7 protein-coding genes are annotated in these 13,708 nt (G+C 66.9%); 4 read left to right on the top strand and 3 right to left on the bottom strand.

The genetic code is table 11. The features are described 5' to 3' along the window. Nucleotides 1-123 precede the first annotated feature (123 nt). The 3 genes from VI26_RS23135 to VI26_RS05545 form a co-directional block, all read right to left on the bottom strand. Nucleotides 124-2,754: a hypothetical protein gene (locus VI26_RS23135; RefSeq protein ID WP_053074243.1), complete on the bottom strand. Its 2,631-nt coding sequence runs from the start codon at nt 2,752-2,754 to the stop codon at nt 124-126. A gap of 413 nt (nt 2,755-3,167) precedes the next feature. Next, nucleotides 3,168-5,042 carry a GMC family oxidoreductase gene (locus tag VI26_RS05540; RefSeq protein WP_048408765.1) on the bottom strand — a complete coding sequence of 625 codons (1,875 nt, stop codon included), beginning with the start codon at nt 5,040-5,042 and terminating at the stop codon, nt 3,168-3,170. Between the two features lie 10 nt (nt 5,043-5,052). Then, nucleotides 5,053-7,503 (bottom strand): hypothetical protein, encoded by a 2,451-nt coding sequence (locus VI26_RS05545; protein ID WP_053074249.1) that lies wholly within the window; start codon nt 7,501-7,503, stop codon nt 5,053-5,055. Between the two features lie 401 nt (nt 7,504-7,904). Between VI26_RS05545 and invF the strand changes: the two genes are divergently transcribed. The 4 genes from invF (at nt 7,905) to VI26_RS05565 (ending at nt 13,701) form a co-directional block, all read left to right on the top strand. Next, the gene (gene invF / locus VI26_RS05550) at nt 7,905-8,678 is read left to right on the top strand and encodes an AraC family transcriptional regulator InvF (protein ID WP_082150900.1); all 774 of its coding nucleotides are present in this window, start codon (nt 7,905-7,907) and stop codon (nt 8,676-8,678) included. Beyond that, nucleotides 8,675-10,411 (top strand): type III secretion system outer membrane ring subunit SctC, encoded by a 1,737-nt coding sequence (sctC, locus tag VI26_RS05555; protein WP_053074244.1) that lies wholly within the window; start codon nt 8,675-8,677, stop codon nt 10,409-10,411. Before invF ends, sctC begins: the two co-directional genes overlap by 4 nt. Beyond that, on the top strand, nt 10,401-11,534 hold the full coding sequence (locus tag VI26_RS05560) for a YopN/LcrE/InvE/MxiC type III secretion system gatekeeper (protein ID WP_304413455.1): 1,134 nt from the start codon (nt 10,401-10,403) through the stop codon (nt 11,532-11,534). The genes sctC and VI26_RS05560 overlap by 11 nt, the downstream gene beginning before the upstream one ends. 109 nt (nt 11,535-11,643) lie before the next feature. Beyond that, on the top strand, nt 11,644-13,701 hold the full coding sequence (locus tag VI26_RS05565) for an EscV/YscV/HrcV family type III secretion system export apparatus protein (protein ID WP_082150901.1): 2,058 nt from the start codon (nt 11,644-11,646) through the stop codon (nt 13,699-13,701). Nucleotides 13,702-13,708 lie beyond the last annotated feature (7 nt).

Here is a 13,708-nt window from a genome sequence, read left to right on the forward strand (position 1 = left end):
CGCGCGGCTGTGCTACCGGCAGGCGGGGTTCAGCAATATGGCGCTGGCGCGCCAGGCCTTGGTGGGCGCGCCGCCGCCGCGTGTGGCCCAGTAGTTTGGCGCGGGCGGCTGCGCGGCAGGCGTTTACACCTTGTCCGCCGCCAGCCAGCCCGCGCCGTCGCGGTCCAGCTTGCCCACCACTTGTTCGCCTATGCACAGCCCCAGCTTGCGATAGCTCTCGAACTGGGATTCGTCGAACCACTGATTGAGCGTGGACTGGTGCGGGAAGTCCGGATGCTCGGCCCGGTATTGCAGCACATCCACCGGTTCCGCGCCCTTGCCCTGCAGGCAGGGCTTCAGGTAGAGCAGGTGGCCATTGGCGCCGGAGGCGTAGCGGATATAGCCGACGGCGTAGGGGGCGCGGCTGAAGCCGGTGGCTGGATCGCGGCGAATCTCGTCCACGTCGATGTGGATTTCCGCGCCCAGATCGATGCGGCATTTGCGGATGGCGTTGCCCAGGTCCTCGAAGGTCATCTGTTCATCCTGGCCGGCGTCGCTGGCCACGATCAGCCGGCATTCCCGCCGCACCAGCTCGTACAGGCCCAGGTTTTCGAAGTGGCCGCCGTCGCTGAGATAAACGAAGTCCGAACGGGCATTGGTTTGCCCCAGCAGCTCCTTGAGCAGATAGACCCAGCCCTGCGGCGGCGACATCTCCTGCAGCGCGGCGCCGGGCTTGCCTGGATTGGGGCACCAGCGCCCCAGCCGCACATTGAACACCGTCAGCAGGAAGGTCACGGCCGGCGAACTGTGATAGCCCTGATTGGGGCTGACCGCGGCGCCGGACACCGCCATCAGCGAGCCCAGCATCGGCCCCAGTTCGGCGCCGGAGGCGTCGTCGTGCATATAGGCGCGGGTGGGCGCGAAGGCGTCGATGGCTTCCGGCGCGCTGTCGGGAAACTTGTAGCCGCAGTACAGCGGGGTGAAGGTGAAGGAGGCGGCCTTGCGCTGCTGCCAGGCCAGGTCGTCGCCGGCCACCAGATTGAGCGCGGTGTTGATCAGGTGATAGGGCCGCTGCGGCGGGCTGGCGGGCGCGCCGGCCAGTTCGGCCAGCGGCAGGTCGTCGCCGGCGTTGAAGCCGGTGAAGCGGTTGACCTTGTCCGCCCGCTGCGGCGCGCTGGCGCCCAGGTAGCCGCGCGTCAGCCGGTTGCGGTAGAAGTTGTGCAGCGAGAACAGATTGATGTCGAAGCGGGAGGAGGCGAACATCGCCAGCCCGACGCAGGCCGCCGCCAGCGCCAGATAGAGCCAACCGCCCATGCCTTGCCGCTCGGACGCGTCGAAGTGCAGCGTGGTCCAGTCGCTCAGATTACAGGCCTGGAAGCCGCACAGCTGTTGGCGCAGCTGCCAGCCGTCGGCGCGCAGTTCCAGCGCCGCCAGCAGCCAGCTGAGGCCGGCGCTGAGCAGGATCAGCAGGCCGGCGACGAAGACATAAGGCCCGATGCGGGCGAGCAGATCGCGCCAGCCGGCATTCTGGGTGCCGCTGGTCTTGGCGGACTGGCCCTGCCACACCGCGGCCAGCGTGGTTAGCAGCCAGGCCGGCAGCGTCAGCGCGCGCAGCCAGTCCGCGGTCACCGCCAGCAGCGGCAGCGACAGCGCCACCACCACGAACAGCAGCACCAGCGCCAGGTCCAGCGCCAGGAGCAGGCCGCCCAGGCGCGACCACCATTCGCGTTGCAGATCCGAGAAGCTGCGCTTGACCAGGCCGATGTGCAGCGCGGCGCTGAGGGCGAACACCGGCGGCAGCACGGCGAAGGCGCCGGCCACCACATACCAGATCTGGGCCAGCGGCGAGCGTATGCCCAGCAGATAATCCAGCGCTTGCAGCAAGCCCCACAATTTGCAGCCGGCGAGCAGGCCGGCCAGCAGCGCCCACAGCACGCTGCGCAGATAGCCGTTGCCGCGCAACTGGCTGAAGCCGCGCGCCAGCAAGGCCCAGTAGCCGGCATAGGCCAGGCTGGAGATCAGCGCCACCCGCCACAGCGGCAGTTGGCGCCAGAAGTCGTCGCGCTGTTCCAGTTGCTGGAGGGTGAACACCGCCATCGCGTAACAAAAGACCAGCAGCAGCGCGACGCTGAGGCTGGCGGCGCCGGGCGGCGCGGCGTCCTTGCCGTCGCGAGTGGTGCTGCGCGCCAGCAGCGCGGACAGGATGGCGGCGGCTGCGGCGACGGCCAAGGCCAGCGGGCCGGCCAGCGGCAGCGCGGCGGCGCTGCGCGCCAGGCCCACCAGTGCGTGCGGCATCAGCAGCAGCGCCAGCAGCAGGCTTTGCAGCACGATCTGGTTGAGGATGAAGTTGCGCCAGTAGGTGATGATGGCGGACAAGGTGTCCAGGCTGAACAGTCCGGTCTTGGGGGTCAGGTAGTTGCTGTAGTCGCGCAGGAACTGGATGGCCGGCTGGCGGCCTTGATGGTCGCGCAGCGTCTGTTCCATGCCGGCGTTGCCGGCGCGGCGCTTGAGCGCGGACAGCCAGCCGCCGAGGTAGCCGCCGCCGGAGACGGTGGACAGGTAGTCGATTTCGCGCAGCCAGCGGCTGCTGGCCAGCGCTTGCAGCACGCCCAGGTTGAAGGTGGCGCTGCGGATGCCGCCGCCGGAGAAGGCGAGGCCGGCTTGCGGCGCTTCGCTGCCGCCTGGGCGTTCCACGCCTTCTTCCGCCCGCGCGGCGGCGAGGCCGGCGCGTTCGTCGGCGTTGACTTGGGAGAAGGGCTGGGTCGGGGTGCTCATCGGGTTCTTTCCGTTGGTCCGGCTTTGTCGGCGGGTGTTTGACTGGCAACCATTTCGTCGAGGCGGCTGATGATATTCATGGCCCTGAATCCGCTGCGCGGATGATGATTTTGATTGCCGGGGCTGCCCGGCGGGCAGGGAAAGGATATTTGTTTGGCCAAATATCCTCTCCACTCCTAAAGGCCACCCTGCAAGCCTGGCCTGCGGCTTCCCGCCGGGGCCCGTCAGGCCCGAGGCGCGGCTGAACTCGCACCGCGCTAGCGTCGCGGTGCTCGAACAGGCAGCCGCTTAAGACCTCGGGCCTGCCACCCGGCGGCAGGCTTGAAGGGACCCGGGGCGCGTCGGATATGTAGTGTTTTTGGCGTTTTTCTAGTGGCTTCACATTGCTAGCTAAAACCGTGACTCGCCCTCCCTCAACGCTTGGCGTCTTCCAAAATCGCATCCGCCGCCTTCTCCGCGATCATGTAGACCGCGGAGACGATGAAGAAGCCGGGAATGCGCGGAAACACCGAGGCGTCCACCACGCGCAGGCCGCTGACGCCGTGGACGCGGAAGCGGCTGTCCAGCACGCCGCCGGCTTCGCGCGCGCCGATCGCGCAACTGCAGGAGGCATGGTGGCCCCAGGCGTTGTCGCGGACGAACTGACGCAGTTCATCGTCGCTCTGCACCGCTTCGCCGGGCAGTTCTTCTTCCGCGATCAGGTTCTGCTTTTTCAGATCGGCGGTGAGGCTGCGCACGAATTTGATGCCTTCCACCACCGAGTCCAGGTCTTGATCGCCGCCGGCGCTGCCTTCCTCGAAGTAGTGGAAGTTGATGTCCGGCGGGTCGCGCGGGTCGGCGGAGCGCAGCCTGACCGTGCCGGCGCGGTTATTGGTGTGCGCCTTGAGAATGGCCCAGGTCAGGTAGTTCAGGTGTTCGGGGAACAGGCGCGAGTAGCCGGGGAAATAGCCTTTGAACAGACCCAGCAGCGCGAAGCAGAACAGGTCCGGCAGCGGCCGTTCCTGCGCCGAGCGGCGGATCACCGCCAGCACCGCGCCATTGGTGGTGTAAACGCCCTTGCGGCCTTCCGCCCATTGCTTGTATTGCGGATCGCCGGGCGCGAATTCCGCGTCCTTCAGCACTTCCCAGTGCTTGAAGTTCATCCGGTTGACCACGCCCACTTCGTAGCGGTCCTGCAGGTTCTGGCCGACGCCGGGCAGGTCCACGCGCGGCAGGATGCCGTGCTCCTGCAAGTGGGCGGCCGGGCCGATGCCGGACAGCATCAGCAGCTGCGGGCTGTTGAAGGCGCCGCCGGCCAGAATCACTTCGCGGCTGCAGCGCGCTTCGCGGCGTTCGCCGGCGGCGTCGCTGACCCGGCCGCTGGCGCGGTAGAGGCCGGCGCCTTTCAGATATTCCACGCCGACGGCGCGCAGGCTAGCGTCGAACAGCACTCGCGTGGCCAGCGCGTCCAGCTCGACGCGCAGCCGCTCCGGGTGGCGCGCCGCCACGTCCAGCACCCGTTCGCGGCTGCCGTTGCGCTGATGGTCGCGGGTGGCCAACGGCGGGTAGCAGACGCCGACGGCGTTGTCGCGCACCAGCCGCCAGTCGTTGGGGTCGGCCTGGCCTTGCAGCAGCCAGCGCCAGCTGTGGTGCGGCACGTCCACTTCCTGGAACACCTTGTCCACCGATACCAGCAGGGTGTCCACCAGGCCGGCGTCGCCCAGCGCGGATTCCGGTATCGCCTTTTCGGTTTGCAGCCAGCCGCGCCAGCCGTGGCGGGTGGGGTTGACGCCGAGCAGGCCCAGCCAGCGGTAGAGCGGGCGGTGATGGCAGTTTTCCAGCCGCTCGAAATAGCCGCGCATGGTGTCCGCGCGCCAGCTGTCGTCGCCGGTGAGCCGGGCGATGTTGTCCCAGTCCGCGTTGTGCGGGTAGACGGTGATCATGGCGTTGTGGGCGGTGCAGCCGCCCAGGGTGCCGGCGCGCGGGTAGAGCACGCCGTCCACGTTCTGGCCGTTCCATTGCGCGCGGTATTTGGGGTCGCGCTTCTGCTGGGCGTCGTCGGCGTAATGGCGGACGAAGTAATCCAGCTTCATCGCCTCGTTTTCCGATGCCAGCGCGTGGAACACCGGCACGTCGTAATCGTCGGGCAGGCGGTCGGCCTGGGGCTGCCAGGCGTCGCCGCCCTTGAGCGCGCGCGGGTCGCCGCCGGCCTCCAGCAGCAAGACCCGGTGCCCGGCCTCGGCCAGCCGCGCCGCCAGCGTGCCGCCGCCGGCGCCGGAACCCACCACGATGTATTCGTATTCGTCCATGGCGCTCGTTTCAGAAGGTTTTCAGGAAGGCGATCAGCGCGTATTTGTCGCTGTCGCTGAGGCCGGCTTCATCCTTCATATAGCCGGTGCCGAAGTAATGGCCGCGGTTGACCACGAAGTCCGGGCAGGTGCTCAGCTCCAGCATCGGCTTGACCAGGTTGGCGAACACCTTGCGCGCCTCTTCGTCGCTGGCGCCGGGCGGCAGCGCCTTGAGGTCGTGCTTGATCTTCAGCAGCAGGTCCAGCAGTTTCTTGTCGTGCTTGAGCCGCTCGCCCAGCGAGGGGTTGTCCAGCGTCACTTGCAGGTTGGCGATCAGGTTGACCGGGGTGCCGGCCGGGATCGGGCCCAGCTCCACGCCGTCCTTGCCGAACAGCCAGGGCAGGTAGCGCTGCAGCGGGCCTTGCAGCTCTTGCAAGGTGTCCGGCAGGTAGCCGGTGGGCACGCGCAGATAGCTGCGGGCGGTGGTGCGGTCGATCACGCCGGGCACTTTGTCGCCCAGCACTTTGTCCTTCTCGCGTTTTTCCGGCCACAGCAGTTGCTGGATGGAGTTGTCGAAGGACTCCATGCGCGCCGCCACCGACGGGCTGGGGTTGAACTTGCCCAGGCTGTTGTTGAGCAGGAGGGGCGCGGTGGACCAGACGCTGATCAGCGAGGCCGGGCGGGTGTAGCCGCGGCCGCCGGCCGGCATCTTGTACTGCCAGGGCTCGCCGGTGAAGGGGTTGTGCACGGTGATGCTGCCGACCGAGGGCAGGTCCTTATAGGTCTTGGACGAGAAGTTGTCCCAGATATTGCCCTTGAGCGCATTGGTGGCCAGCGGGCTGCAGGCATTGGTCTGCAGCAAGGTCACCGGCACGCGCAGCTCGGTGGACAGGTAGTTGTCCTTCAGGAAGTCGTCGGCCTGGACGATCTGGCGCATCTGCGATTTGAAGTCCTCGGTCTTGGTCCAGTCCCAGTATTTCTTGAAGCAGGCCAGGTAGTCCGGGCCGGCGCAGCCGGCGGTGGGGTCTAGCGGCGACACCTTGGGTGGCAGCTTGCTGGAGTGGCAGCGCGCGCAGTTTTCCGCGAACACCACCTTGCCGCGGCTGAGCTGGGCGGCGTCGTGGCTCAGGTATTGCTCGCCGCCGGGCGCGTCCTTCAGCTTGTGCGGGTCGGTGCTCTTCAGGAAGAACAGCGCCATGTTCACCGTCTGCTGCTCGGTGGATTGCCAGTACACCGAGTTCTTGCGCGCGTCGGCGATCTGGATCGGGGTGATGGTCTTGCCGCCCACCAGCGGGTTGAAGTGCAGCAGCCATTCCTCGCTGAACAGGCCGATGTTCAGATACACGCGGTTCAGCGCGCCCAGCGCGCCCACCGAGTCCGAGCCGTCCTTCAGCACCCGCGGCGTCCACACGGTGTTGGGCGCTTGGAAGTATTGGGTCAGCGGGCCGGTCTTGACGAAGTCGTTGAACTGCTTGTTGTCGAGATTGCCGCCGGCCAGGGTTTCCTTGCCCCAGCGCTTGGCGATGTCCAGCCGCGCCTGCAAGCCGTACACCGCGTTCATGGTGCGCGGGTTGTTGATCGAGTCGGTGGATACCAGCGAGGTGTCCAGCGCGCCCGGCCGCGAGGTGTGGAAAAGCTGGAAGGGGAAGCTGCTGGGGTCGGCCTGCCAGGAGAAGATGCGATCCACCCAGAAATACTGGGCGCCGACATTGGAGCTGAGGTTTTCCCATTTCGGGTGTTCCGGGTCCGCCGGCGGTTTCACCGGATTGGGGCCGACATGGCAGAACGCACAGGACATGCCCACGCGGTAGGGGCGGATCAGGTCCTTGTCGTTGTAGTAGCTGGGGTCTTCGTAATAGCGCTTGGCGTCCCATTTCTTGGCGGCGGCTTCGTCGAAGGCCGGGTTGGGGAACAGGCGCAGGCCCACCACGCCGGTGGCGTAGCCGTAGAAGGAGCCGACGGGCAGGTTCTTGCCGCGCGCGCCGATGACGACGCCGGGGTATCTCTTCTCATTCTCGAACGGGTCTTTCGCGCAATCGGCGCGGCGCTGGTCCAGCCACAGGCCGAAGCGCTTGTCGTCCGGGCCGGCGGCCTTGTCGAAACAGGGTTCGTTGACCAGGCCCAGGTAGTTCCAGCGGTTGTCGCGGCTGAACTTGAGGCCGGGATGGGAGGACAGGGTCTTGAGCAGGTCCAGGTTGCCGACGCTGACGGTGGCCAGCTTGTCCCACAGCCTGTCGTTGCCGCCGGTCCACACCAGCCAGGTGTTGCGGCCCATGACCTCGGGGGTGCTCAGCGCCACCCCGCCGTCCATGTCCTTGAAGTAGTTCTCGTCGGCGGCGGTAAAGGATTCCACCGTGCGCTGGGCCTGCTTGGCTTCGTCCAGCACGGTGCCGGGCTTGGGCTGATCGTCACGGCAGCCGGCCAGGCTCAGCAGCAGCAATAGCGCCGCTCCCCGGCGCAGGGTAGGGGTCAACTGGGCCATCGCATTATCTCCATTCGGCATCACGGCGTTTTTGGTTTTGATCATTCATTTGGCATGTCAGCGCCTATCTCTGCCTATAGCACGACGGCCGGGCCGGCGGCGGCTGCGTAACTTTGCTGAGCGTTATTACTGATGGCGAAAAACCGGCGCCATGGTCGATAGTTGAAAGTTACCCATGGCGCAAAAAGGGATAATCGCGGCGCTCAAACCGCCGGCTGGACGCGGCGACGGCGCGCGCGGCGCGTTTTGTCGCGCCGGCGCCGCAGTGGTGGGCCTGTCCTTTATGCCTGGAGGCCGCACGGTGAAAACTCGGGATCCCATCAGATTTGCATCAGGATTCGGTCGCGGCGCTGGGGGACACTTTCCCGGTCCAAGCATGAGCCCGGCAGGGCGTTTGACCGATGACCGATAACGATGTGTTGCACCCGCTGGAGACTTTGGAGGCCGCAGCCAAGCGCAGCGTGCCGGCCCAGGAAGTCTGGCTGCTGCCGCCGCGCCGGGAAGAGTCGCGGCTGGAACTGAGCTGGGAAGAGGGCGGCGAGACGCTGGCCCTGGCGCCGGACTGGCAAGGCTTGCTGCTGCTGGACCGCGTGGAGGTGTGCGCGCTGTCCGGCACGCTGGCTTTTCAGCCGCTGCGGCTGGAGCCCTTGAGCAAATTGCTGGCCTTCGTCGACGAATCCAAGACCGACGAGGCCCGCGAGGCGGACGCTGCGGAGGCGCGCTGCGCGCGGCTGGAGCAGGCCGATCTGACGACCTGGCAGGACCGCAAGCGCTGCGAGTACTGGTTCTTGCTGCAGGTGCTGGCGCCGTCGCCGGCCTTCGCCGCGCTGCTGACGCTATTGCGCCGCAGCGAGAGCTATTGGCTGGTGCGCTTCCTGCTGGCCCAGTCCAGCCGTGGCGACAAGTTGCAGGAGCTGGGCGAGCGCTACGGCGTGTCCTATTCCCATTTCCGCCGGCTGTGCCGCCACGCGCTGGGCAATGCGGCCAAGACCGAGCTGCGCGACTGGCGCATGGCCCGCTCGCTGCTGGATGTGGCGGAGGGGCGGGAAAACCTGACCCAGGTGGCGCTCAAGCACGGCTATGCCTCGTCATCGCATTTTTCCAACGAGATCAAGGGGCTGATCGGCGTGTCGCCGCGCGGTCTGTCCAACATCATTCAACTGGCCACCAAATGAATCGAAGCTTTTTATCCGCCGCGCTGCTGGCGGCGGCGCTGGCCGCCGCGATGCCGGCCGCCGCCGCGCCGGAGCCGGCGCGCGCCGCCGATGCCGGTTACGTCGCCAAGAAGGAAGGCCTGCGCTCTTTCTTCGACGCGATTTCCTCGCGGCTGAAAAAGCCGGTGATCGTCAGCAAGCAGGCGGCGCGCAAGCAGATCAGCGGCGATTTCGACCTGGCCAATCCGCAGGCGCTGCTGGACAAGATGACCCAGCAGCTGGGCCTGATCTGGTATCACGACGGCCAGGCCATCTATGTCTACGACGCCAGCGAAACCCGCAACGCGGTGGTGTCGCTGCGCAATGTCTCGCTCTCCGCCTTCAACGACTTCCTGCGCAAGTCCGGCCTTTATGACAAGCGTTATCCGCTGCGCGGCGACAACCGCAGCGGCACGTTCTACGTGTCCGGCCCGCCGGTGTTCGTCGACCTGGTGGTCAACGCCGCCGGCTTCATGGACAAGCAGAGCGACGGCATCGAGCTGGGCCGGCAGAAGATAGGCGTGGTGCGGCTCAACAATACCTTTGTCAGCGACCGCAGCTATGAGCTGCGCGACCAGAAAATCGTCATCCCCGGCATGGCCACGGTGATTGAGAAGCTGCTGCAGGGCGAGGACAAGCCCTTGCAGTCCGCCGGCGTCAATCCGGCGCGGCCGCCGGCGCGGGGTAGCGATATCCCGGCGATGCCGGACTTTCCCGCCGGCGGCGAGCTCAAGGCGCCGGCCTACCACGCTGGCCTCAGCCTGCCGGAGGCGCTGAAGCAGGACACGGCGGCCGGCGACATCAAGGTGATCGCCTACCCGGACACCAATAGCCTGCTGGTCAAGGGCACCACCGAGCAGGTGCGCTTCATCGAGAACCTGGCGCAGGCGCTGGACGTGGCCAAGCGCCACGTCGAGCTGTCGCTGTGGATCATAGACCTGGACAAGGGCGACCTGGACCAGCTGGGCATCAACTGGAGCGGCAGCGCCACCGTGGGCAACAAGCTGGGCGTGACGCTGAACCAGACCTCCTCCCTCAGCACCCTGGACGGCACCCGCTTCATCGCCTCGGTGATGGCGCTGTCGCAGAAGAACAAGGCCAATGTGGTGTCGCGCCCGGTGGTGCTGACCCAAGAAAACGTGCCGGCCATCTTCGACAACAACCGCACCTTCTACGCCAAGCTGGTGGGCGAGCGCAATTCCAGCCTGCAGCACGTGACCTACGGCACCCTGGTCAGCGTGCTGCCGCGCTTTTCCGCCGACGGCCAGATCGAGATGTCGCTGAACATCGAAGACGGCCGCGAGGCCAAGAGCCCGGATTACGACAAGGACCCGCAGGACGCGCTGCCCGAGGTGGGCCGCACCCGCATCAGCACCGTGGCGCGGGTGCCGCAGGGCAAGAGCCTGCTGATAGGCGGCTATACCCGCGACGCCAATATCGAGCAGAACAACAAGGTGCCGTTCTTGGGCAGCCTGCCGCTGGTGGGCGGCCTGTTCCGCTACCGCAGCCAGAACCAGAGCAATACCGTGCGTGTGTTCCTGATCCAGCCGCGCGAGATCGACGATCCGCTGACGCCGGACGCCAGCGATCTGGCGGCGGCGGTGGCCAAGCAGGGCGGCATAGACAGCGACCCGCTGCAGCAATGGGTGCGCGATTACCTGGACCGCGAGCAGCGCGCCGACGGCGCGGCCAAGGGCGCGACGCGTGGACATTAGCAGCCGTCCGCCGCCGGTCTTCGGCGTGCGCTCGCCCAAGCACCAGGCCAAGCTGGACGCCCAGCGCGACGCCCAGCGCCAGGGCGAGGCCCAGCAGGCCGACGCGCAGCAGCTGGAGGACGCCAGCCCGGCGGCCGAGGTGCAGCGCTTCGCCCAGTCCACCGATGAAATGTCGGCGGCGCTGACCCAGTTCCGCAACCGCCGCGATTACGACAAGAAGCTGGGCCATCTGGCCGACAGCTTCGAACGGGTGCTGGACGAGGAAGCCCAGCCCAAGGCGCAGCAAATCGTGCACGTGGCCAAGTCCCACGGCGTCAGCGCCGAGGAGCTGCTGCGCCAGGCGCGTTCCCTGTTCCCGGACGACAGCGATCTGGTGCTGGTGCTGCGCGAGCTATTGCGCCGCCGCCAGCTGGACGAGGTGGTGCGCAAGCGCTTGCAGGCGCTGCTCAAGCAGGTGGAAGAGCAGGCCGAGCCCAAGCCCTTGAAGGCCGGCATCAATTGCGCGCTCAAGGCGCGGCTGTTCGGCAAGGCGCTGTCGCTGAGCCCCGGCCTGCTGCGCGCCAGCTATCGCCAATTCCTGGAGAGCGAGGCGGCGGAAGCGGAGATCTACGCCGACTGGGTGGGCAGCTACGGCTACCAGCGCCGGGCGGTGGTGCTGGATTTCATCGAGGGCGCGTTGCTGGCCGACATCGATTCGCTGGACGCCAGCTGTTCGCGGCTGGAGTTCGGCAATCTGCTGGGCCGGCTGGGCCAGCTCAAGCTGCTGCGCTCGGCCGACGCGCTCTTCGTCGGCCGCATGCTGGCCAACCCGCTGGTGTGCGCGTTCAACCCCAATGAGGCGGACTGGCTGCTGTTCATGCTGTCGCTGCTGCAACAGCCGCAGCAACTGGACGGCCTGCTGGCGGAAACCGTGGGCGACACCGCGCTGCTCAGCCGCCACAGCGAGCATTCCTCGCTGCTGCAGGCCTTGTTCCAGGCCTGCAAGGCGCTGCCGCCGCAGTTGTTCGTCGACGAACGCTGGCTGGACGCCTTGCAGGAGGAGTTCCGCCGTCTGGCCGCCATCGCCTACCGCCACGAGCTGGCCGAGCGCCGGCGCGAGGCCGAGGGCGGCGGCGCGGAGTAAGGAAGAGCCGCCAGGCAAGGCGAGGGGACGCGCCCCGCCTTGCCTGGCTGTTTTTCTCGGCGGGCCGCGGCCCGCTGTCAGATTATCGAATCGCTTTGGATGACTAACGGTGTTTAACTCCCTGCTCAACGGCGCGCGCTCGCGTCCGGAATTGCTGATCCTGCTGTTGATGGTGATGATCATCGCGATGCTGATCATCCCGCTGCCCACCTATCTGGTGGACTTCCTGATCGGCCTCAACATCGTGATCGCCGTGCTGGTGTTCATGGGCTCGTTCTACATCGACCGCATCCTCAGCTTCTCCACCTTTCCCTCGGTGCTGCTGATCACCACCCTGTTCCGGCTGGCGCTGTCCATCAGCACCAGCCGCCTGATCCTGATCGAGGCCGACGCCGGCGAGATCATCAACACCTTCGGCCAGTTCGTGATCGGCGACAGCCTGGCGGTGGGCTTCGTGGTGTTCTCCATCGTCACCGTGGTGCAGTTCATCGTGATCACCAAGGGTTCGGAACGGGTGGCCGAGGTGGCGGCGCGCTTCTCGCTGGACGGCATGCCCGGCAAGCAGATGAGCATTGACGCCGACCTCAAGGCCGGCATCGTCGACGCCGACGGCGCGCGCGAGCGCCGCAGCGTGCTGGAGCGTGAAAGCCAGCTCTACGGCTCCTTCGACGGCGCGATGAAGTTCATCAAGGGCGACGCCATCGCCGGCATCATCATCATCTTCGTCAACTTCATCGGCGGCATCGCCGTGGGCATGACCCAGCACGGCATGGACCTGTCCACCGCGCTGTCCACCTACACCATGCTCACCATCGGCGACGGCCTGGTGGCGCAGATTCCGGCGCTGCTGATCGCCATCAGCGCCGGCTTCATCGTCACCCGCGTCAACGGCGACAGCGACAATATGGGCCGCAACATCATGAGCCAGTTGCTGGGCAACCCGTTCGTGCTGGTGGTGACCGCGGTGCTGGCGCTGGCGGTGGGCATGCTGCCCGGCTTCCCGCTGATCGTGTTCCTGATCCTGGCAGCGGCCTTGGGCTGCCTGTTCTATTACAAGCGCCGCATGGCCGGCAAGGGCGCGCCGGGCGCGGCCCAGGCGCCGAAGGCGGAAGGCTCCGGCGCGGCCGGCGGCAAGGACAGCTCGCTGGGCCTGATCGGCAACCTGGACAAGGTGGCGGCGGAAACCGTGCCCTTGATCCTGCTGGTGCCCAAGGCGCGCCGCGCGGCGCTGGAGCAGGCGCAACTGGCCGAGCGCCTGCGCAGCCAGTTCTTCATCGATTACGGCGTGCGGCTGCCGGACATGCTGCTGCGCGACGGCGAAGGCCTGGCCGACAACCGGGTGGCGGTGTTGATCAACGAGATCCGCGCCGACGAGTTCGAACTGCATTTCGACCTGCTGCGGGTGGTCAATTACTCGGACGAGGCCGCCGCGCTGGGCGTGCAGCCGGTGTTCAGCGCCCAGGGCGCCAGCCAGTGCGCCTGGGTGCGCCCGGCCGACGGCGACAAGCTGGCCAAGCTGGGCTACCAGCTGCGCCCGGCGCTGGACGAGCTTTATCACTGCCTGGCCGCGCTGCTGGCGCGCCACGTCAACGAATACTTCGGCGTCCAGGAAACCAAGCACATGCTGGACCAGCTGGAAGCCAAATACCCGGACCTGCTCAAGGAAGTGCTGCGCCACGCCACGGTGCAGCGCATCGCCGAGGTGCTGCAGCGGCTGCTGGCCGAGCGCATCTCGGTGCGCAACATGAAGCTGGTGATGGAGGCGCTGGCGCTGTGGGCGCCGCGCGAGAAGGACGTGATCAATCTGGTGGAACACGTGCGCGGCGCGCTGGCGCGCTACATCTGCCACAAGTTCGCCAGCGGCGGCGAATTGCGCGCGGTGATGATGTCCGCCGAGGTGGAGGACATGGTGCGCAAGGGCATACGCCAGACCTCGGCCGGCGCCTTCCTCAACCTGGAGCCAGCGGCTTCCGACGAATTGATGGACCTGTTCGCGCTCGGCCTGGACGGCCTGGGCATCGCGCACAAGGACCTGGTGCTGCTGGCCTCGGTGGACGTGCGGCGCTTCATCAAGAAACTGGTCGAAACCCGCTTCCGCGATCTGGAAGTGGTGTCCTTCGGCGAAATCGCCGACAGCGTGTCGGTGAACGTGATCAAAACCATTTAAAAAAGGA

The sequence above is a fragment of the Chromobacterium sp. LK1 genome (assembly GCF_001043555.1).
In the GTDB taxonomy this organism is placed as follows: Bacteria; Pseudomonadota; Gammaproteobacteria; order Burkholderiales; family Chromobacteriaceae; genus Chromobacterium; species Chromobacterium aquaticum.